The 21,805-nt window shown below is 34.4% G+C and carries 22 protein-coding genes and 1 pseudogene; 16 read left to right on the top strand and 7 right to left on the bottom strand.

Annotation, left to right across the window (positions count from 1 at the left end; all coding sequences use genetic code 11):
• The first annotated feature begins 514 nt into the window (after positions 1–514).
• On the top strand, positions 515–1,999 hold the full coding sequence (locus tag HM990_RS12490; RefSeq protein WP_178989262.1) for a pyridoxal phosphate-dependent decarboxylase family protein: 1,485 nt from the start codon (positions 515–517) through the stop codon (positions 1,997–1,999).
• A complete protein-coding gene (locus HM990_RS12485; protein ID WP_178989261.1) occupies positions 1,999–2,331 on the top strand; it encodes an antibiotic biosynthesis monooxygenase in 333 nt (110 codons plus the stop codon). Before HM990_RS12490 ends, HM990_RS12485 begins: the two co-directional genes overlap by 1 nt.
• 59 nt (positions 2,332–2,390) lie before the next feature.
• On the opposite strand, the pseudogene HM990_RS19875 reads toward HM990_RS12485, so the two are convergent.
• Positions 2,391–2,558 (bottom strand): annotated as a pseudogene (locus tag HM990_RS19875) (IS110 family transposase); the annotation flags it as partial.
• A gap of 195 nt (positions 2,559–2,753) precedes the next feature.
• On the opposite strand from HM990_RS19875, the gene HM990_RS12480 reads away from it, so the two are divergent.
• Both HM990_RS12480 and HM990_RS12475 read left to right on the top strand, forming a co-directional pair.
• Positions 2,754–3,107, top strand: a complete 354-nt coding sequence (locus HM990_RS12480; RefSeq protein WP_178989260.1) for a 6-phosphogluconate dehydrogenase — start codon at positions 2,754–2,756, stop codon at positions 3,105–3,107.
• 218 nt (positions 3,108–3,325) lie between these two features.
• Positions 3,326–3,550: a hypothetical protein gene (locus tag HM990_RS12475; protein WP_178989259.1), complete on the top strand. Its 225-nt coding sequence runs from the start codon at positions 3,326–3,328 to the stop codon at positions 3,548–3,550.
• 32 nt (positions 3,551–3,582) lie between these two features.
• Here the strand turns inward: HM990_RS12475 and HM990_RS12470 are convergent, their stop codons facing one another.
• The 4 genes from HM990_RS12470 to HM990_RS12455 form a co-directional block, all read right to left on the bottom strand.
• Positions 3,583–4,485, bottom strand: a complete 903-nt coding sequence (locus HM990_RS12470; protein ID WP_178989258.1) for a TIGR01777 family oxidoreductase — start codon at positions 4,483–4,485, stop codon at positions 3,583–3,585.
• Between the two features lie 246 nt (positions 4,486–4,731).
• Positions 4,732–5,463, bottom strand: coding sequence for a tRNA (5-methylaminomethyl-2-thiouridine)(34)-methyltransferase MnmD (gene mnmD / locus HM990_RS12465; RefSeq protein ID WP_178989257.1), 732 nt, complete (start codon positions 5,461–5,463; stop codon positions 4,732–4,734).
• A gap of 3 nt (positions 5,464–5,466) precedes the next feature.
• Entirely contained in the window at positions 5,467–5,925 is a 459-nt protein-coding gene (locus HM990_RS12460; protein WP_178989256.1) for a hypothetical protein, read from the bottom strand.
• Entirely contained in the window at positions 5,903–6,412 is a 510-nt protein-coding gene (locus HM990_RS12455; protein ID WP_178989255.1) for a DUF4920 domain-containing protein, read from the bottom strand. Before HM990_RS12455 ends, HM990_RS12460 begins: the two co-directional genes overlap by 23 nt.
• Positions 6,413–6,542: 130 nt before the next feature.
• Between HM990_RS12455 and HM990_RS12450 the strand changes: the two genes are divergently transcribed.
• Positions 6,543–7,616, top strand: a complete 1,074-nt coding sequence (locus tag HM990_RS12450; RefSeq protein WP_178989254.1) for a branched-chain amino acid aminotransferase — start codon at positions 6,543–6,545, stop codon at positions 7,614–7,616.
• A gap of 206 nt (positions 7,617–7,822) precedes the next feature.
• Here the strand turns inward: HM990_RS12450 and HM990_RS12445 are convergent, their stop codons facing one another.
• Positions 7,823–8,209 carry a pyrophosphohydrolase domain-containing protein gene (locus HM990_RS12445; protein ID WP_178989253.1) on the bottom strand — a complete coding sequence of 129 codons (387 nt, stop codon included), beginning with the start codon at positions 8,207–8,209 and terminating at the stop codon, positions 7,823–7,825.
• Between the two features lie 41 nt (positions 8,210–8,250).
• Between HM990_RS12445 and HM990_RS19870 the strand changes: the two genes are divergently transcribed.
• From HM990_RS19870 to HM990_RS12430, 4 genes are all read left to right on the top strand, one after another.
• Positions 8,251–8,436, top strand: a complete 186-nt coding sequence (locus tag HM990_RS19870; RefSeq protein WP_229719261.1) for a hypothetical protein — start codon at positions 8,251–8,253, stop codon at positions 8,434–8,436.
• 175 nt (positions 8,437–8,611) lie between these two features.
• On the top strand, positions 8,612–10,462 hold the full coding sequence (locus HM990_RS12440) for a tetratricopeptide repeat-containing sensor histidine kinase (protein ID WP_178989252.1): 1,851 nt from the start codon (positions 8,612–8,614) through the stop codon (positions 10,460–10,462).
• Positions 10,459–11,079, top strand: coding sequence for a response regulator (locus tag HM990_RS12435; RefSeq protein ID WP_178989251.1), 621 nt, complete (start codon positions 10,459–10,461; stop codon positions 11,077–11,079). The genes HM990_RS12440 and HM990_RS12435 overlap by 4 nt, the downstream gene beginning before the upstream one ends.
• Before the next feature lie 482 nt (positions 11,080–11,561).
• Positions 11,562–12,887 carry a DUF5723 family protein gene (locus HM990_RS12430; RefSeq protein WP_178989250.1) on the top strand — a complete coding sequence of 442 codons (1,326 nt, stop codon included), beginning with the start codon at positions 11,562–11,564 and terminating at the stop codon, positions 12,885–12,887.
• A gap of 420 nt (positions 12,888–13,307) precedes the next feature.
• Here the strand turns inward: HM990_RS12430 and HM990_RS12425 are convergent, their stop codons facing one another.
• Positions 13,308–13,961, bottom strand: coding sequence for a YceI family protein (locus HM990_RS12425; RefSeq protein WP_178989249.1), 654 nt, complete (start codon positions 13,959–13,961; stop codon positions 13,308–13,310).
• A 152-nt stretch (positions 13,962–14,113) separates the two neighbouring features.
• Between HM990_RS12425 and HM990_RS12420 the strand changes: the two genes are divergently transcribed.
• From HM990_RS12420 to HM990_RS12390, 7 genes are all read left to right on the top strand, one after another.
• On the top strand, positions 14,114–14,668 hold the full coding sequence (locus tag HM990_RS12420) for a nucleotide exchange factor GrpE (protein ID WP_178989248.1): 555 nt from the start codon (positions 14,114–14,116) through the stop codon (positions 14,666–14,668).
• 64 nt (positions 14,669–14,732) lie between these two features.
• On the top strand, positions 14,733–15,854 hold the full coding sequence (gene dnaJ / locus HM990_RS12415; protein ID WP_178989247.1) for a molecular chaperone DnaJ: 1,122 nt from the start codon (positions 14,733–14,735) through the stop codon (positions 15,852–15,854).
• Positions 15,855–16,440: 586 nt separating this feature from the next.
• The gene (locus tag HM990_RS12410; protein ID WP_178989246.1) at positions 16,441–17,367 is read left to right on the top strand and encodes an ABC transporter ATP-binding protein; all 927 of its coding nucleotides are present in this window, start codon (positions 16,441–16,443) and stop codon (positions 17,365–17,367) included.
• Positions 17,368–17,369: 2 nt separating this feature from the next.
• Complete coding sequence (locus HM990_RS12405) at positions 17,370–18,683, top strand: ABC transporter permease (RefSeq protein ID WP_178989245.1); 1,314 nt, start codon at positions 17,370–17,372, stop codon at positions 18,681–18,683.
• Positions 18,684–18,686: 3 nt separating this feature from the next.
• Positions 18,687–19,568: a mechanosensitive ion channel family protein gene (locus HM990_RS12400; protein WP_178991983.1), complete on the top strand. Its 882-nt coding sequence runs from the start codon at positions 18,687–18,689 to the stop codon at positions 19,566–19,568.
• Positions 19,569–19,589: 21 nt separating this feature from the next.
• Complete coding sequence (locus tag HM990_RS12395) at positions 19,590–20,474, top strand: hypothetical protein (RefSeq protein WP_178989244.1); 885 nt, start codon at positions 19,590–19,592, stop codon at positions 20,472–20,474.
• Between the two features lie 2 nt (positions 20,475–20,476).
• Positions 20,477–21,640: a sigma-54-dependent transcriptional regulator gene (locus tag HM990_RS12390; protein ID WP_178989243.1), complete on the top strand. Its 1,164-nt coding sequence runs from the start codon at positions 20,477–20,479 to the stop codon at positions 21,638–21,640.
• Positions 21,641–21,805: the final 165 nt, after the last annotated feature.

Raw genomic sequence — 21,805 nt, 5'->3', positions numbered from 1 at the left:
AGAATAAGTTTCTTGAAAATCCAAAAAAAATATTAAAAAATGAACAAAAAGAGAGGGGTTTTCAATGTTGACGAAGTCAAAAGCTTCTACGTGTATATTAACCTTAATCCTCTTTTTTTGTTCTTTCTGATCTATACTTAGTGAATTAAAAACTTAAGAAGGAGCAAGAAACCTAACACACCAGAGGAATGCAGAATTGTTGTAATGTATACACCAACGGACTTAAGTGAAAAATGGCAATTAGTAAGACCAAAGAAAACTATTGTTATTAGAATGCGCTCGCAGAACGAGTAAACGGTATCTTAAAAGATGAATTTTATCTTTACCAGATCTTTGCCAGCTTGGGAGAAGCAAAAAGAACAATCAAAAATGAAATCAAATTATAAACTCTAAAAGATTACATCTATCTTTAGACTATAAAACTCCTAATGACACGTACAAAAAAGGCAGCTTAATTTTAATCAATAATTTGTAGACCTATTTTAGGACGTGACATTTGGACAACCATAATATTATGACGGGAAATAGAGTTAATTCAATAGAAATCAACAAAGAAGAGTTTCGAAAAATTGGACATCAATTAATAGATGATATTTCTGAATTTATTTCAACCATTGATAAAAAACCTGTCACTGTAAATGAAAACCCAAGTCAATTACAAAGCATATTGGGAAACACTCGCTTGCCAGAAAAAGGAACATCCGCAACTGAACTAATTTCCAGCGCAACGAACTTGTTGCTAAACCATTCATTATTTAATGGACATCCTAAATTCTTAGGTTATATTACTTCTTCTGCTGCACCAATTGGAGCCTTAGCCGATTTATTAGCAGCCTCTGTAAACCCAAATGTTGGAGCACATATATTGAGTCCAATAGCTACTGAAATTGAGAAACAAACTATTCAATGGCTAGCAGAGTTTATTGGTGTTTCGCCTCACTACGGCGGAATTTTAGTCAGTGGAGGAAATATGGCAAATTTCACAGCATTTTTAGCAGCTAGAACAGCTAAAGCAGCTAAAAGCATAAAAGAAGATGGACTTTCAAACACATCCCAAAAGCTTACAGTTTATTGTTCTAAATCCACACACACATGGATTGACAAAGCTGCAATTTTATTTGGGTTAGGTACAAATTCTGTTCGTTGGATTCAAACTGATTCTTCTAATAAAATGAACAATAAATTACTAGCAGAAACAATTAAAGAAGATATAGAAAATGGTTTTAAACCAATAATGGTTATTGGCACCGCTGGTGACGTTAGTACTGGTGTAGTTGATGATTTGAAAGGCATTTCAACTATTTGCAAAGATTATGATTTATGGTTTCACATCGATGGAGCTTATGGTGTTCCAGCTACAGTTATTCCAAAATATAAAGACCTATTTGATGGTCTATCAGAAGCTGACTCTATTGCTCTTGACCCACATAAGTGGTTATATAGTCCACTTGAGGCAGGTTGCACTTTAGTTAAGAATCCTCAGCACCTAATAGATACTTATAGTTCACATCCAGAATATTATAACTTTAGTAAAAGTGAAAATGAATTTGCTCAAAATTATTACGAATATGGACTTCAAAACTCACGCGGCTTTAGGGCTTTAAAGGTTTGGTTATTATTACAGCAAATAGGTCGAAGTGGTTATAAAAAACTAATTAACGAAGACATTGAACTCTCTGAAATGCTATTTGGATTAGCTGAAAAAAATCCTGAATTAGAGGCCATTTCTCAAAATTTAAGTATTACTACTTTTAGGTATATACCATTCAATTATAAAAAAGGTAACGATTATCTGAATAAACTAAATGAGGAATTATTGAATGAACTACAAACTGGTGGTGAGTTATTTTTATCAAATGCCATTATAAATGAAATGTATTGTTTAAGAGCTTGTGTTGTTAATTTCAGGACTTCAAAAAAAGATATAGAAGAAATAATTGATATAATAATAAGAGTAGGCAAAAAAACGCATTTAAAATTGTTGAAAGCAAATAAATAATGGATGAAAAACCAAAAATAATTAGAACTTGGAAAGGTTGGACCACAATCGAAAATGCAACCATTTATGAAAATATGCTTATAAATGAGGTATTTCCAACTGTAAAAAAGAATGGAGTCGATGGCTTGGAAAAAGTTAGTATATCAACAAAGGACGTTAATGATGAAATGGAATTTTTTCTAGTGCTCCAATTTGACTCATTAAAATCAGTGAAGAAGTTTGCTGGTGAAAATTATGAAATGGCCTATATACCTAACAACGCAAAACGTGTATTGAAAAGATATGACAAGAAAGCTGAACATTATGAGCTAGTAGGAGAATTAATCTTATAATTGTTCAATGAAGAACGTGTTAAAACAAATAACTGAGATAAAAAACAAGTAAAATCCCTTTAATTTTTCACTAACGGACTTTTGTATTCTACATCGTATATTAAGGCTGATTTGGCTATTGCAAAAGCTTGTCTTAGTAGTTTATTGCATACTGCTAGTAATGCTAGTTTTTTTCGCTTACCCTTGGCCACAATTCGCTCATATAAACCTCTGCAAGCGGTGTTGAAACATCCTCGCTGATATTCGTTCTGGGCGAATAGGACCAAAGAAAGTAACTGGGATGCACTCGTCATATACGAGCGCTAGCTCATAACTTTAAGACCAAAATAAAATCATTAAGGTCATATTAATCATTAATCTAAAATAACAATGGAATCCCTGAAAATAGTTTAAATTTGAATCAATTTTCAATAGAACTGATCATGAAATTCTTATTTAAAATATTTATTGGTGCAATACTTATTTTAGTGGCGTACTTATGTTTTGCTTACTTTGTCACCTACAGCGAAGGCGTTAGATCAGGTGATTTAGTTAAATTCAGTAAAAAAGGGGTGATTTTTAAAACTTGGGAAGGAAAATTAAGTCAAGGCGTATCAGAAGAGTTGCAATTCGATTTTTCTGTTGAGAAAGGTGACCAAACGGTGATCAATGAACTACAAAATCTTCAGGGTACGTTTGTAAAACTCACTTATATAGAGCGCTATCAGACCTTTTTCTGGTTAGGTGACACCAAATACTATGTAAAAAAGGTAGAAAAAGTTCATAAATCTGAGTAAAAATATATAAGTTAATATCTACAATAAAATTCGTATTACTACACCCAATTCGTTATAATCGCTTCATTATAAGTAAAGTCCACTTACTTTCACTTGTTTGAGATTATTAATTCAACATTCTTCACTGACGAGAGCTAGTCAGAAACAAATGAATTAATGATTGGTTGCGAAGCGAATGATATCAATTTTTAACTTGTATCTTACAACAAATCTTCGTGATGAAACTAAACTTAATATCCTGCTATGCGCAGCGACCAGATAAAAGAGCGATCGCTCACTGTATAATGGAAATTTCAACATCCATAAATGCGTCCTTGGCTCATGAACTTACGGACATACTTTTAGAAGGCGATGCTGTAGATATTGAAGTGAATGATAAAAACTCAGGTTCGGCTTTGAGGGCGTTGCGAAAACTGGATATTGATTACGAGATTCTGGAATAAAATTACGCGTAAGGCCAACTCGCGAGTTGTCTCTACAACAAATCTTCCAAAGCAGGCCTTAGATTCGCATATTTAAAACCAAAACCTTCTCCTTCTACTTTTTGGGAACTGACACGTTGGCTTTCAAATAATAGGATATGCATCTCGCCCAAAACCAGTTTCATGGCAAACTTTGGAATATTAGGTAAAATTAGCGGTTTGTTTAAAACACTAGCCGCCGATTTGGTCAACTCATTATTATTAACAGGATTTGGTGCGACGCCATTGTAAACACCTTCAAAATCATTTTGTATGGCAAAAACAAAGAGCGCTGCTAAATCTTCCACATGAATCCAGCTTTGCCATTGCTTACCACTTCCAAATGCAGCGCCTGCGCCGAATTTCATGGGTTTAACGATTTCTGGTAAGGCACCACCATCTTCAGCGAGTACCAAACCAATTCTGATTTTGGCTACTTTTGCGCCTAAAGGTTTAAAGTCATCTACAGCAGCTTCCCATTCATGCACCACTTTACCCAAGAATGTTTCTGAAATCTCGGTGTTATCTTCTTCGTAGTAGTTGATCAAACTCGTTGGGTAAATACCAATAGCACTTGCCGAAACCACTTGATCAATTTTGTAGTTGTGCTTTTTTATAGTGTCTTGTAATAGCTGTGCGGTTTTGGTACGGCTTTCAAGAATTATTTTCTTGTAGCTCTCCGTCCAACGCTTAGATATGGTTGCACCAACCATATTGATGATTTTAGTAACGCCCTCAAAACAATGGTGATCGATGTCATTGTTATCCGGATCCCAATAAAAACCTTTGTAATCGGGTTCTGTATCTAGTTTAGATTTTGAAGTAGTTAAGTAGTGCACCTTGATCCCTTCGGCATGACATTTCTTTACAATTTCCTGTCCAATTAATCCTGTTGCTCCTGTTATTAAAACGGTCATTTTTGCTTTTTATTTAAAGATACAAAAGGGAAGGGGCATTTGGGTGAAGTTTAGTTTTGATTTAACGTTTGGGGTTATTTCGTCAGTTCGAGTGTTTCGAGTATGCGAGAAATGTATCGAGAACCTTTTGTAAATTTGATACTTCTCGATACAAAATTCCAGAAAAAGGAATTTCACTCGAAGTGACGTTATGTGTTATGAAAATATTGAGGATTTACAATGTGGATATTTTGTCCTCCAATAAACTTAAAGATTATTGGCTGAATGTTTCGTTGCTCTCAACATTTCTCTCTTTCCAGGCGGTCCAGGTAAGCGCTCAACCGTAAAACCAACCGCTTGCATGGCTCGTCTCACGCTTCCTTTGGCAGAATAAGTGACTAAAACACCGTTTTCTTTCAACGCATTAAACATGATTTCAAAAATAGCTTCAGTCCATAATTCAGGTTGGACGCGTGCGCCAAAAGCATCAAAATAAATGATATCAAATTTATCTTTGGCTGTGATCTCCTTAAAGAATTTTTGTTGTTTTTCTAATTGAAAATTTGGCCTAATAGGATGAGGTTTCTCCCAAGACGTTTCATGGAGCTTTTCAAAAATTGCTTTATGATTGTTGGAAATAAGTTCAACATAATTAAGCTGATTAATTTCTTCCATTTGAACAGGATAGGCTTCAATACCTACATAATCAACATTCAAATTCAATTTTTCGGCTTCGATTAGAGTTAGAAAAGCGTTGAGTCCTGTACCGAAACCTATTTCCAGAATTGACATTGACTGATGAGATTCTTCACTGCGTTCAGAATGACAATCCGCTTCAACCGATACTGGATTTAGGTTACAATAAAAAAGCAAACCATGTTTTAAAAACACGTGGTTTGCTTCTTGAATGGCACCATGAATGGAATGGTATTGCTCGTTCCAGTCTTCTATCTGTATGGTTTTGGAACCATCTGATGTGGTAATGATTTTTCGCTTCAAATTTTATTGAATCAGTAGTTTTTTAATCTTAGAAATCGGTCCTGTGCATTCCTTTTTATGACAACTTAAACAATTATTAATCGCAGTATTGTAACGGTTTTTTAATTCGATATGGGAAAGGGTGTCTACCACAGCTTTCTGTGATGCTATAAAAACAGTCACGAAACTTTGCCAATTTTCGGTTCTAGACTTACCCTTAGTCATTTCTGCCGAGTGTAACTTTAATAAATCCAATGGTAACTGGCTTGGAGTTTCACCAGCCATAATTTGTGTTTTCAACTGCTGGTTGTAAGCGTACATCGCATTCATAAAACCTGCCATTTCAGAAGGTTGATACATCTCGTATGACACCTTCTTTTTGGTCGGTTCTTCTACTACCTTTTCTTCATTTTTACAACTTGTGAGTAATAGAAATGAAAACGTGGCTATGATTAAAAACTTATTGTTTAAGTAAAACTCCATCAGCCTCAAAAGAATAGGTGCGTTTTGGCTCTGTAATAGCTTCGATTTCTTCTTTGGTTTTACCAGCATCTTCGGCATAATGTCTTAATTCTTCAACTGAAGTTTCTGACACAAATGCTTTTCCATTAACTACAACGTCTCCTTCAGCGTTTAAAGGCATAAAAAACCCATAATCCTTAAATTTTACCATCACTTCATTTTCACCATCCATATCCAAAGTCATCCAACAGCCTTTGGCAGAGCAAACTTCGATTATTTTGGCTTTTATTTTAGAATTAATAGTATCACCTTCTTTCATGGTTTTATAATGCTCCATCATGCGTTCGGAGGTTAAAGCATCAGCATCATTGATTTCATTCCCAAAAGACGCATAAGCAATATCTTGTTTTGCTTCTTCAGTTTTCATTTCTGTTTCTGTAGTCTTTGTTTCGTTTTTACAAGATAGTATAGCAAAACAAATGGCGAGAAGAAGAATGTTTTTTTTCATTATTAAAGATTTTTAATTGAATTATTTATTGAATTACAAATTTACGCAATTTAAGGGAATGTAACTTTTTTTTAACGGTATCGATTATGTATTTTTGTTGACATCAGTTCATTTCTAAATCGAATTATTTATGGCGATTAATACACAAAACATCCATGTTGAAAAAGCAGAAACGTCTAAAATCACTGCTGTTGACTTTAGTAAATTAGACTTTGGTCGTGTGTTTACGGATCATATGTTTGTCTGTGATTATAAAGATGGTATATGGCAAACGCCAAAAATCACGCCTTATCAAGCTATGACTTTAGAGCCTTCAGCTCGTGTCTTTCATTATGGTCAAGCTGTTTTTGAAGGTATGAAAGCGTATAAAGATGATGACGGAAATGTATTTCTGTTTAGACCGAAACAAAATTTTGATAGACTCAACAAATCTGCAGAACGTTTAGCTATGCCTGCTTTTCCGGAGAATTATTTCTTTGAGGGTTTAGAAACCTTATTAAAATTAGATAATGAATGGATAAAACCAGGCGTAGGTAATTCATTGTACATTCGTCCGTTTGTCATCGCAACCGAACCCGCAATTTCGGCTTCACCTGCAAGTATGTACAGGTTCATGATTATTTGTTCACCTGCTCAGTCTTATTATAATGCTGCCGTACGTGTGTTGATCGCCGATCATTATAGTCGTTCTGCCAATGGTGGCGTTGGAGCAGCAAAAGCAGCTGGTAATTATGCAGCGCAGTTTTATCCAACGAGTTTGGCCCAACAAAAAGGCTTTCAGCAAGTGGTTTGGACAGATGCTGATACCCATTCATTTCTTGAAGAAGCGGGAACCATGAATGTGTTTTTTAGAGTCAATGACAAGTTGATTACAGCACCTACAAGTGACCGGATTTTAGATGGTATTACCAGAAAAAGTATCGTTCAATTAGCTGAAGATTTAGGAATTACCTGTGAGGTAAGACAAGTTACGGTTGAAGAAATCAAAAATGCCGCTAAAGATGGAAGTTTAAAAGAAATTTTTGGTGCAGGAACAGCAGCTGTTATTAGTCCAATTTCAGCATTTCAACATCATAATGATTTATTTGAAATCCATGGCGTTGGTGCCGAAGATTCTTATGCGAAACTTTTTAAGAAATCCTTATTGGATATTCAACATAATTTGGCCGATGATGTCCATGATTGGAGATACGAGGTGAAATAAAAAGCCCCTTTAGTTCCCCAAGGGAAAAATTATTATGGCATTTTCTTTGTATAATTTCGTATGAATAATATAATCTTGGTTAAAACTTATATTAAAAAGTAGTTGTAAGAATTTACTAAACCATTTTGTTTTAACCTTTTTTCTGAAAATCTTCGAACATCTTACTTATTTACTTTGTGCTTCCAACTTCAAACTTCAAACTATTTCTATCGCTCCAAAATTTCCTTTATATGCGGTTTAAAATAGTTTGGTCCTTTCAATACTTTACCGTCTTCTCTGTAAATAGGTTCGCCATCAGCACCTAATTTGCTCATGTTGCTGCGTTGTATTTCTTCAAAGACTTCCTCAATTTTATGTTGCATACCATGTTCTATAATTGTGCCGCATAAAATGTAGAGCATATCTCCTAAAGCATCAGCAACTTCAACCAAGTCATTATCGTTGGCAGCTTCGAGATATTCTTCATTTTCCTCGCGCATCAGTTTATAGCGTAACATATTTTTTTCGATGCCTAAGTTGGCTTTAGGTGTTTCGCGGTGGCCAATTTTAAAAGCGGTGTGAAATGCTTTTACCGCATTTATTTTGTCTTGCATAGTTCTATTTTTAATCCTTATTTTTGCATAAAAATAAGAAGATGTTTAGTACTGGTCAATTGATTTTTGGAATATTATTTTTTATTGCCTTTGTTATAGTGATCGCTTATCAATACCGTAAAGATCTTCGACTTCATAAGCTTCACTATAAAGGAACAGTTTGGATACTTATTGCATTTATTGGTTTTATAGCTATGATTGCCGCTATTAAGTTTATTTTTATGTAAGCTTATTTTTATTTGGTCATAAATTCCTTTTAATTACCGATTATTTTTTAACTTAATCACTTAAATATACCTTCCACTGGGTATGTTTTCTATTCATATTTATATTGATTTTTGTGTTTGGATAAAATCCGTATATGTATTTAAGTTTATCTATTCAACTTAAACTATAGCAATTATGACCATATTTCTGAGATCTTTTATAATTCTCCTTTTCACATCCTTTGGATACGCTCAAGAAACTACTGAAAGCTTATTTACGCAATGGAACAACACAAACTTAGATAACTCAATCAGAGCTGACGCTTATAGAAATCATATATATGCGGATTACATTGGCAACAAAACAGATAGTGCCTACGCCATGACTTTAAATTTGCTCGATTTTACAAAGAGGCACAAACTTTCTAAACAAAGAGCAGACGCCTTGATATTATTGAGTGATATTGAGCGGATGTTTGGTAATAACGATAAGTCCACTAAATGCTTAACAGAAAGTTTAAATTTATACAAAACGCTAAATGACAAAAAAGGTATAGCTATGGCAATTAACGGCTTGGGAGTTGCCTACAGAAGAATCTATAAACTGGATGAAGCCAAGGAATATTTCGAAAGAAGCTTGAAGCTCAGTCAAGAAATAAATGATACATTACTCATATCTAAGGCATTAACTAATATTGGAGGTATTTATCTATGGCGTTATAAAAATGATGAAGCTCTAGAATATTATGAAAAAAGCAAGGTTTTCGCCATTGCTTCAAAAGATAAGTTTCAAGAAGCGTTAATTACAATAAATATGGCTGCAGCTCTTAGTCAGAAAAAGGAATATGAACTATCTAAAAAGGAAATCAAAAAAGCACTAAGTATAGGTAAGGACATAGAAAATTATAATGTTTTGGCAAATGCATATAGAAATTTGTCCCAAATCTATTATAAGAAGAAAATGCCTGATAGCTTATTAGTGTCGGCTTATCAAATGCTAAGCTATGCAGAAAAAATTTCCTTAACAAACGAAATTGATGGCGCTTATTATTTTCTTTTTCACGCTTACAAATTCAAAAAGGACTTTGATAATACGATTAAATATTACGACTTAAGAAAGCAACAACGCACTACAATTGACGACATCACGTCCTCAAATACGCTCGAACGAATTAAAATAGACAAACAAAGGGCACAAGATAGTTTAGTCAACCTAACTCATACGCTTAAATCAGAAATGATCTATCAGAAAGAAAAATCAAATCTGATCATGGCTTGGGGAGGAAGCTTATCGGCAATATCAATTTTTGCGGTTTTTATTTTCCGAAACGTTAAAAGAAAACAACAAAAAGCAGAGCGAGAACGCCAAGAGCAGATTGAAGAAAAAGAAAAGATTTTAAAAGATCTTGAAATATCAACTATTGATGCTATGGTAAAAGGTCAGGAAAAAGAGAGAGAACGCTTAGCAGCAGATTTACACGATAGTGTTGGAGCAACTTTGGCGGCTGCAAAGTTACAATTCGATTATCTTATGAAAAATCAAATGAATACTGAGCAATCTGAAGAATTAATTAAAAAGACAAGTACCCTTTTAGAAGACGCTTACGTAGAAATAAGATCTATGGCACATGTAAAAAATTCTGGTGTAATGGCCAAAAACGGATTATTGCCAGCTGTAGAAAAATTATCTTCAAACGCATCGGGAATCAACGGGCTGACCATTGAGGTCCAAAGTTTTGGTTTAGAACAACGTTTGGACAATTCGTTGGAAATTTCAATATTTAGGATCATTCAAGAATTAGTCACCAATATTATTAAGCATGCCAATGCAACGAAAGGCTATGTTCACTTAACCAATCATGAAGAAAATTTAAATATAATGATAGAGGATAATGGTGTAGGTTTCAATCCAAAGCAGATTAACAGAAAAAATAATGGTATGGGAATCAATAGTATAGATAGACGTGTTGAACATTTAGAAGGTACTTTGACGATTGAGTCCGAGAAGAATAAAGGAACTACAGTAATAATAGACATTCCATTATGATACGATTAGCCATAGCCGAAGATCATCAATCTTTAATTGATGGTATAAAATTATTAATAAAATATGAAGAAGATATCGAAATTGTTGGTACTGCCAATGATGGCGAGAAATTACTTGAACTCGTACGTTTAAAAGAACCTAAAGTTGTGATTACAGATATTAGAATGCCTAAAATGGATGGCATTGTGGCTACAAAAATAATAAAAGAAGAGTTTCCTCACACCAAGGTAATTGGATTTACCATGTATGATCAGAAGGATGCCATAAGGCAGATGTTAGATGCAGGTGCTTCAGGTTATTTACTTAAAAACTCTCCTCTCGAAGAGTTATTAATTGCAATAAGGTCTGTAGCCAATGGCGTTCCCTATTTTGATTCTAACATTGAATATAATATTGATTCCAATACCCAAAAACAATCTAAAGGTTTACTTACTAAACGGCAAATAGAAATATTAGGACTCGTGGCACAAGGCAAAACTTCTCGAGAAATTGCCGACGACCTTTTTATTGGTATACATACCGTGGACACGCATCGTAAAAATATGATCAGAATACTCGGTCTTCACGGTAAAGGGGAATTGATGCGCTATGCTTTGCAAAAGAAATATCGGTTTTAGAAGATACCTTATTGGGTATACTTTTAACAAACTCAATTATCGATATTTGAAAGCGTTAGTTGAACCTAGATATTATGATAATACAAACCATTATTAAGTAATTGCATTGTCTATTTTTTTATTCATCTCAAAAAAAAGAAACATTAAATCTTGAAGACAAGACGCATTTATCGAAGCTGATGGAGCACCATCTATAACTATTACTTTTAAGCAATGTTAGGCATATTGTTCACTCGATAAAAAAAAATCGAATCCGTTGGTTAATGATAGAGTGTTCTTCAATAAGGCCCTTTGTTGGAGATTTTTGTCTTTCATTAAGTATATCAGGTCTTAGGAAAGTCAAATATGGAAATACCTAATATCAGGTATATTATTAACCCATTTTAATTTTAATCTTTGAAAGCGGCATTATATCTATAAAAATACTCAAATCATGGTATGATTTATATATTGAGCCCACTATTAACTAACTCTTATATATTATGAAGTATACTAAACTCTTAACCGCTTTTTTATTTTTATTATCGCTTAATCTGTCTTTCGCCCAAAGCTACGTTGGTCATTCCATAGATAATTATTCAGGAGTGCATGGCGTCATTTATAATCCGGCTAATATTGTAGGATCTAAAGTAAAAGCTGATATCAACCTTGTTTCTGCCAGTATTTTTGGTGGCAGTGATTATTTTGGTATAAATATCAGTGACATTATAAATTCCGATGGTGGATTTGATTTTGAAGATGACGCAGAAACATTTTCCAGTAATGCCAATAACTTTTTCTTTAATGCAGATATACTTGGACCTTCCTTTATGTTCAATTTGAGCGAAAAAAGTAGCATCGGAATTATTAGTAGAGTAAGGGCAAATCTAAACATTAATAATATAAACGGTGAGCTCTATGAAGCTGTTGCAGACGATTTTGATTCTGATGATGATTTTGATTTTGATTCCCAAAATCTTAACGGTACCATTCACGCTTGGGCAGAAGTAGGGTTAACCTATGGACGAATACTTATAGATCAACCAAATCATCTTTTAAAAGGTGGTGTGACTATAAAATATCTTCAAGGTGCAGGGAGTGTATTTATGAGCAGTCCAGGATTACAGGGTAATTATGACGCTTCTGCAGAAACACTTGATAGTCAAGGAGAATTAAATTATGGCGTAACCCATGATGTTGACGGAGAGGATGATTTTGACTTTAGTAGCCTAACTGCAGGCTTTGGCTTTGATGTTGGCTTTTCATACCAATGGAATTCTAAGACTGATACAGACAGTTTACTTAATTACCAGAAGCCTTACAAATTGAAAGTAGGCGTGTCGGTTACGGATATTGGATCCATAAGTTACGACGAGGCTGTTATCAATAACTATGATCTGAATGCTAATGTCAGTACAGCAAATTACGAAGAGGACGTCGAAGATTTTTTAGAATCTAATTATAACGGCGTAGAAACTAGGGAAACGGCAAAAATAAATCTACCTACAGCTTTGCATTTGCTTGTAGATTACAGATTGGCCAAAAAATGGTTTGTGAGTGCACAAGCCAATTTATCCATGGTTAAGAAAAACGCAGATTTAAGTACGTCCGTAATTAATACAGTGACCGTTGCACCACGATTAGAGACGAAATGGTTTAGCTTTTATGCCCCATTGAGTTTTAGGGAATATGGAGATGTTTCATTTGGAGGCGGTATTCGTTTAGGGCCTTTAACAGTTGGGTCTGGTTCGATTTTTACAAACTTGTTATCCGACAGTTCTAAAACTACAGATGTGTATTTGGGCTTAAAGATTCCGCTCTATAGATAATAGTTGATAGATAATAGTTGAAAGTAATACTATATTTTAAAATCCCCTTTATTGGGGATTTTTTTGTGAACCTTACTTACGTAATTTTAAGTGATTTCAGAATCTATTAAAATAGCAGTGAAAAAGATTTCTAAGCTTATGCTAAAATTGAAAAACGAATAAAATAGTATAACATAGTTCAGTTCACAATATAAATGCTGATAAATGATGACAATTTTAAAACTATACGATAATTAATTAAACACAGCACCTATGATATTTATAGCCATATTCATGTTCGTCAAATCTATTTTGTTAAAATATAATGAGCATAGACAAACAGAACAAAGAACAGATTAATAAGATAAGTTTTAAAAAAATTAATAGTAAAAAAAGCAGCCATTTTAATGGCTGCTCTCCAAATTATAATTTTCAAAAATATTAAGCTTTACTAGCCACTACATCTACTTTCAGTTCAATATCGTCACTAATGAATTTATCACCTAAATTATCAAAAAATGATTTAGACCCATATTCTACATTCCACTTAGAACGGTCAATGGTGAAAGTCTCACTTGTTAGTGTCATCATTCCATCTTTCATTTCAGTACTTACTGGAATACTAATATTATTGGTTTTTTCTTTTAGTGTTAAGTTACCAGAAAGCATCGTTTTTCCATCAACGGTAGACATGCCAGTGACTTCAAACATAGCCGCAGGATGTGATTCTACGTTAAAAAAGTCAGCACTTTTTAAGTGACCTGTTAATTCCGCATTCTTTTCGTCTTCAGCAGGTATATCATTAACCACAATACTATTCATGTCAATTGTAAAATTACCACTTTCAATAGAACCATCTGTAAGGCTAAATTGTCCTTCCTTAATAGCAATAGTACCATTGTGAGTTCCGGTTGGCTTAGATCCTGTCCAATGTATGGTGGAGTTGTCGGTGTTTACCATGTAAGTTACTGCCGTTTCTTTTGCCACAGCAGCCTCTTTAGCATCTTTTGTTTCCGCTTCTTTTGCTTTTTCGCCACAGCTTGAAAATGAAATTAAAGCAACTAGTGTAAAAATTTGTAAAAAATAAGTTTTCATGTTAGTGTTTTTAAGTTTTAGTGTTACGCTTACAAATATAACGATTAGACGGATGAAAAAATGATAAAAAAATGTTAATGACATTTTGACATTTTTATAATAATGGCAGTACTTTTGCGAACTAAGGTTGAAAGCTAAAAAAGAACTCGAAAATGAGTAAAAAAGATAAAGACAGTAAGGTTGAAGATCCTCAAGTTAAAGATCAAACAACGACCACAGCAGAAGCAGAAGCGGATGCTCCAAAAGAAATAAGATCTCCAGAAGAACAATTGCAAGATCAATTGGTCGCTGAGAAAGATAAATTTATGCGTTTGTTCGCAGAATTTGAAAACTATAAAAAGCGAACGACTAAAGAGCGTATAGAATTATTTAAAACAGCGAGCCAAGATGTTATGGTGTCAATGTTGCCTATTTTAGATGATTTTGAGCGCGCCTTAATGCATATTGAAGATGATAAAGAAGCTGAGGAATTAAGAAAAGGGGTGTTGTTAATTTACAACAAGTTAGTGAACACTCTTGAGCAAAAAGGTTTATCGAAGATTGAGATCAAACAAGGAGACACGTTCAATGCCGATGAGCATGAAGCGATAACTCAAATTCCTGCGCCTAATGAAGAATTAAAAGGAAAAATAATCGATGTTGTTGAACGTGGTTATAAATTGGGTGATAAGGTCATTCGATTTCCGAAAGTAGTTATTGGCCAATAAAAAATTAGATTACCACCGTCGTGGGAACAAATAATAAAGATACCCGATTTCTAGGGCAATGCATATGAAAGAAGATTATTACGACATATTAGGAATTAGTAAAGGAGCATCTGATGCCGAAATTAAAAAAGCCTATCGAAAGATGGCTTTAAAGCATCATCCCGATAAAAATCCTGATGACAAAGAAGCAGAAGAAAAGTTCAAAAAAGCGGCTGAGGCTTACGAAGTTTTAAGTAATGCCGATAAAAAGGCACGTTACGACCAATTTGGCCATCAAGCCTTTGAAGGAAATGGAGGCTTCGGCGGTGGCGGAATGAACATGGATGATATCTTCAGTCAGTTCGGAGATATTTTTGGAGGCGCTTTCGGTGGTGGAGGCGGAGGCTTCAGCGGTTTCGGTGGAGGCGGCAGACAACGTGTTGTTAAAGGAAGCAATTTACGGATTCGCGTTACTTTATCCTTAGAAGATGTGGCGAATGGTGTAGAAAAGAAGATAAAAGTAAAACGAAAAGTTCAAGCGCCAGGAACTACCTATAAAACCTGCAGTACTTGTAATGGTTCAGGTCAGGTAACTAGAGTGACCAATACCATTTTAGGAAGAATGCAAACTGCAACTGCTTGTCCAACGTGTGGAGGAGCTGGCCAGAGTATAGATAAAAAACCTTCTGATGCTGATGCCAATGGATTGAAAGTTTCGGAAGAAACCGTAACCGTTAAAATACCAGCTGGTGTAGTGGATGGTATGCAACTTAAGGTAACAGGTAAAGGCAATGATGCACCAGGTAATGGTATTGCTGGTGATTTATTAGTCGCAATTCAAGAAGAAGATCACCCAACCTTAAAGCGAGAAGGGGATAATTTGCATTACGATATGTACGTTAGTATACCAGATGCTGTTCTAGGAAACTCCAAGGAGATTGACACAGTAACCGGAAAAGTGAGAATAAAAATTGAACCAGGCGTGCAGTCTGGTAAAATATTAAGATTGCGTGGTAAAGGAATCCCTAGCATCAATGGTTATGGTAAAGGGGATTTGTTAGTGCATGTAAATGTTTGGACACCAAAGACTTTGAATAAAAAACAGAAGGCGTTTTTTGAAAGTATGAAGGAGGACGAGCATTTTGAGCCTAAACCAGAGAGCTCTGATAAATCTTTTTTTGAAAAAGTAAAAGATATGTTTTCATAAAAGCGCTCTTTTTAATAAAAAATACTATATTTGAATTATCGCTAATCTAATTAGCGGTAATTTTTCTTTTTCATAGCAATTTTTTCCCATCCTTATTTAGTTATAAGGGTGGGTTTTGTTTTTTAGTGAAACAGAATTTTGTGAAGTTGAAAAACTTCAGACAAAATACGAAGTTGAACTAATCCCGATGTAAATCGGGATCTCAAATCTATTACCCTAAACTTATTTCAGGGACTCTCAAATTTTCTAAATCATTTTATTGAATTCGTTTCAGAGTCTTATAAAATTAATAAAAAATAGTTTAGCAAACTTGTCTTTAGGACTTTGGTGCTCATCACTAGAAATCTTATTTTTAATGTTTTATCGGTTAAAAGGCTTTCTAAGAAGTCCTAATTTACCTCATCGAATCATCTAATTTGGTAATCAATCAGTCTATTTCTTCATTATAATTACCAATGACCTAACCATATTTCAAACGAGTTAAGGAAAAATGGAATAGTTATACAAATATTAAGGCATTTTTATTCAGAATCTATTTCATTTAATATCTTTACATCATAACCATACCTTAAAAACTTAATTATATATGAATGACTTATTAGTTGCTAATTCCGTTTCTAAAAATTTCGGAAAATTTAAAGCACTAAATCAAGTATCTATAGCTGTGCCAAAAGGTAGTATCTTTGGTTTGCTCGGTCCAAATGGCGCAGGAAAAACCACGCTGATACGTATTATCAATCAAATCACAATGCCAGACGAGGGGACTGTCCATTTAGATGGTCAGCCGTTGAAACCAGAACATATTAGGGATATTGGCTATTTACCAGAAGAGCGCGGATTGTATAAGTCCATGAAAGTTGGCGAACAATGCCTGTATCTAGCGCAATTAAAAGGCTTGAGTAAATCTGAAGCACGGATGCGGTTAAAATACTGGTTCGAGAAGTTAGAGATTGGTGACTGGTGGAACAAGAAAATTCAAGAATTAAGTAAAGGACAAGCACAAAAAATACAGTTCATCGTCACGGTTTTGCATCAGCCAAAATTATTGATATTTGATGAACCATTTTCGGGTTTCGACCCCATAAATGCGAATTTGATAAAAGATGAAATCTTACAGTTAAGAGATGAAGGTGCAACGGTAATTTTTTCAACACATCGAATGGAATCCGTTGAAGAACTTTGTGACCATATTGCCTTGATCCATAAGTCCAATAAGGTATTGGATGGAAAATTAAATGATATAAAACGTCAATATAAAACCAACACATTTGAAGTTGGGTTACAATCTTTGAATAGAGAAAAGGTATTATCTGAAATTCAAAATACGTTCGAAGTGCTTCCGGCAACCTTTAAGAATTTGAATGATGATATTAAATTGAATATTAAATTGGGAGAACAGACTTCGCCAAATGATTTACTCTCATTTCTAACCTCAAAAGCAGAGGTACATCACTTTATGGAAGTGGTTCCTTCCGCTAGCGATATTTTTATTCAAACTGTACAAAATAATTAAGAATGAATCATTTACCATTAATTATAAAGCGCGAGTATCTTACTAAAGTGAAGAACAAATCATTTATTGTAATGACGTTTTTAAGTCCTCTAATAATGATTGCACTCATTGCGGTCGTGGCTTATTTGTCGCAATTAAATAACGATAAGCAGCGCACCATTTCGGTATTGGACGAAACAGGTTATTTAAAGGATGTGTTTGAGAATACCGATAATACAACTTATTCCAATTTAAAAGGTCTAAGTTTTGACGATGCAATAGAACTTGTTAAAGAAAAAGAAGATTATGGATTGCTTTATGTAACTAGTGTTGATACGTCAGATGTGTTTTCAAATAACTTAAAATTTTATTCAGAAGAATCCCCTTCCATAAGCATTATATCTGGATTAGAACAAAAGATTGAAAAGCGTTTAAGAGATATAAAGCTTCAAAAAGATGGCGTCACACTTGCCCAGATTGAAGCGTCTAGAACAGATATCGAAATTGCCCAAGAGAGTTTTGAAGGTGAAAAGACTTCGAAAATAGATAATATTGTGAAACTTGCATTTGGAGGTGCGGCCGGTTATTTATTATTCATGTTTATCATTATTTATGGAAATATGATAATGCGGAGTGTTATTGAGGAAAAAACAAGTCGGATTATTGAAGTCATTATTTCATCGGTTAAACCCATTCAGTTAATGATGGGGAAAATAATAGGCACATCACTGGCAGGTATCACCCAATTCGCTATTTGGGTAATTTTGGGAGGGGTTTTATTGATAGTGGTATCTTCAATTTTCGGAATCGATTTAACCCAAGTCAATACACCGCAACAGGAAATGATGAACCAAGCGATGCAAGCGGACGGCGCACAAGCTATGGCAGAGAATTTAATAGCTGCCATTGGGAATTTACCAATAACTAATCTTATCATAGCGTTTATGTTTTTCTTCATTGGAGGTTATTTGCTTTATAGCTCTCTTTATGCAGCAATTGGTGCTGCAGTGGATAACGAAACAGATACACAGCAATTTATGCTACCCATCCTTATGCCATTAATTCTAGCGGTTTATGTTGGTGTCTTTACGGTTATTGAAGATCCACATGGTACCGTTTCAACGGTGTTTTCATTTATTCCGTTGACATCTCCTGTAGTTATGCTTATGCGAATTCCATTTGGTGTACCGATATGGCAGCAAGGTTTATCCTTATTGCTTTTGATAGGTACATTTATTTTTGCGGTTTGGTTTGCGGCTAAAATCTACCGTGTAGGTATTTTAATGTACGGTAAAAAACCGACTTATAAGGAACTATTTAAATGGTTGAAATATTAAATGATGGTTCAGGATATAGAACATATTGAAGAAAAGATAACTGAGAGTTCGGTTTGGAAAAATACAAAGGAATTCTTAGGAATGCATCTCGATATTGGTAAAGATATCAGTATTTCAATTTTTGATATCCTTATCGTAATTACGGTCATATTTATAACCACCTTAATTTTAAGGTTAGTGCTAAGGTTAATTACGCGGAATCTTCCAGCTGATGACAAAGGAAAATTCAGTGTAGTCTATGGCTATTTTAGATGGCTGATTTACGTCATCATTCTGTTGGTAACGTTACATAGTGTTGGTGTAAATGTAACCGCTGTTTTTGCGGCTTCTGCTGCGCTTTTAATTGGTATTGGTTTAGCACTGCAAACCTTGTTTCAAGATATTATTTCGGGTGTATTTATATTGGTAGATCAAACCGTACATGTTGGAGATATTATTGAAATTGAAGGCAAGATTGGAAGGGTCGAAGAAATAAAATTAAGAACTACAAGGGCCGTGACTATAGATAATAAAGTACTTATTATTCCTAATCATTTGTACTTGGAAAACAGCCTTTACAATTGGACCCAAAATGGTATGATTACCCGCGAAAATGTAACTGTAGGCGTAGCCTACGGAAGTGATGTGCAACTCGTAAAAAAGTTGTTGTTGCAAGCTGCAAGAACTCATGAGGCCGTTATTTCAGAACCAGAGCCAACTGTTGTTTTTACTGACTTTGGCGATAGTTCATTAAATTTTAAACTGGTATTTACATTAGCGGATAGTTTTACGGCACAACATCCAAAAAGTGATATTCGATTTGAAATTGATAAATTATTCAGAGCGCATAATGTTACCATTCCTTTTCCACAGCGCGATATTCATATTATCGGAAAGGAAAAATAATTTCAAAGAATTAAATATAAAATGTCAATAAAAAATAAAAATTCAATTCTAACTATAAGTTTGATCATGATGGTGTTTGCAGTACAAGCACAATCATCGGATTTATTTAGAATTGAATATCTAAATATACCGAATAATAACTCTGAAAATAGTATCAATCGCTTTCGCACGTTTTTTCAATTGCCTTTAGAATTTAAAAAAGACAATTATATAGTCGTTGGAGGCGAATATCGTTACATAGATTTGGGCTTGCATGATGTGCCGTTTTCAACTGAAGACCTTAAAAGTGTACAGCGTATAGAGGCTTCCTTGGGATATCTGTATAGTAGTTCAGGTGCTTGGATATACGCTATTAAAGCAGCGATGCGACTGCAATCTAATTTTGAGACCAAGCTAACTTCAGATGATTATATTTATGTCGGTAATATTTACGCCATAAAAGATAGAACAAAAAATAGAGAGGATGGAGGAAAACCAGATCGTCTAATTATTGGGTTGCAATATAGTACTACACCTGGTAGAAATTACCCTTTACCCATTTTAAATTATTATAGGGAGTTCCATCCAGATTGGACCTACACCTTGGGTGTGCCCAAAACCAATGTTCGCTATAAATTTGATTATGTTAACCATGTTCAAGCATTTTTAACCTTAGATAATTTCTTTGCCAATATTCAAGGCAATAAAATGGTCAATGGCAGAGTTGCTGAGAATATTTCAATGACGACTATTTTAGGAGGTTTGGGTTATGAGCATTATTTTACGGATCATATTATGTACTATGGTTATGCGGCTTACACCATTTCCAATGATTATCGATTAAGGGATAATGAACGAGAGGATATATATACCATCGACGATAAAGGAACATTCTACTTTAGAACAGGAATAAAAATTAAAATATAATTATGCCAAAAATATTAATAATAGAAGATGAAGCTGCCATCCGCCGAGTGTTGTTTAAGATACTTTCGGAGGAAAACGATTCCTATGAAGTTGAAGAAGCACAAGACGGTTTAGAGGGCATTGAAAAAATAAAAAAGGAAGATTACGACTTGGTTCTCTGTGATATAAAGATGCCAAAAATGGATGGTGTTGAAGTACTTGAAGCCGTAAAAAAGATAAAACCAGAAATACCAATGGTTATGATATCTGGTCATGGCGATTTAGATACAGCGGTAAACACCATGCGTTTAGGAGCTTTTGATTATATCTCCAAACCACCGGATTTAAACCGATTATTAAATACAGTTAGAATTGCTTTAGACCGAAAAGAACTCGTCGTTGAAAATAAAATGCTGAAGAAGAAAGTCAGTAAAAACTACGAAATGGTCGGAGAAAGTGATGGTATTGCACGTATTAAAGATATGATTGACAAAGTGGCACCAACGGATGCTCGTGTGTTGATTACTGGACCAAACGGCACAGGAAAAGAACTCGTGGCACATTGGCTGCATCAAAAGAGCGAACGCTCTAAAGGACCAATGATTGAAGTAAATTGTGCCGCAATTCCTTCAGAATTGATAGAAAGTGAATTATTCGGACACGTAAAAGGCGCATTTACCTCGGCAGCAAAAGATAGAGCAGGTAAGTTTGAAGCCGCAAATGGAGGTACTATTTTCTTAGATGAAATTGGCGATATGAGTCTGTCGGCTCAGGCAAAAGTTTTGCGTGCCTTGCAAGAAAGTAGAATTCAACGTGTGGGAAGTGATAAGGATATTAAGGTAAATGTTAGGGTTGTCGCTGCGACAAACAAAAATCTTAAAAAGGAAATTGAAGACGGCAAATTTAGAGAAGATTTATACCACAGATTAGCCGTTATTTTAATTGAAGTGCCTGCTTTGAATGAAAGACGAAATGATATTCCACTTTTAATCAATTATTTCGCTGAAAAAATTTCTAAGGAACAAGGGACTGCAAAAAAAACATTTTCGGATAAAGCTGTGAAATTACTTCAAAATTACGATTGGACCGGGAATATTCGTGAGTTACGAAATGTGGTCGAACGTTTAATTATCTTAGGCGAAAAGGAAGTTAGTGAAAGTGATGTAAAGGCTTTTGCTTCGAAATAAATTAAAAATAGAAATGAGTTGAAATAGTTAGACACGAATTTCACGAATTTTCACAAATATAAAAATCTTCGGATTTTTCTGTTTCTGACTTTTTTCCTAATTTACTATTCACGTATTTATTCGTGTTAATTAGTGAAATTCGTGTCTAAAAGTTATTCAACTAGT

The sequence above is a fragment of the Winogradskyella schleiferi genome (assembly GCF_013394655.1).
GTDB classification, from domain to species: domain Bacteria; phylum Bacteroidota; class Bacteroidia; order Flavobacteriales; family Flavobacteriaceae; genus Winogradskyella; species Winogradskyella schleiferi.
The sequence above is the reverse complement of the archived record's forward strand: the minus strand, read 5'-3'. Positions and strand labels throughout refer to the sequence as shown.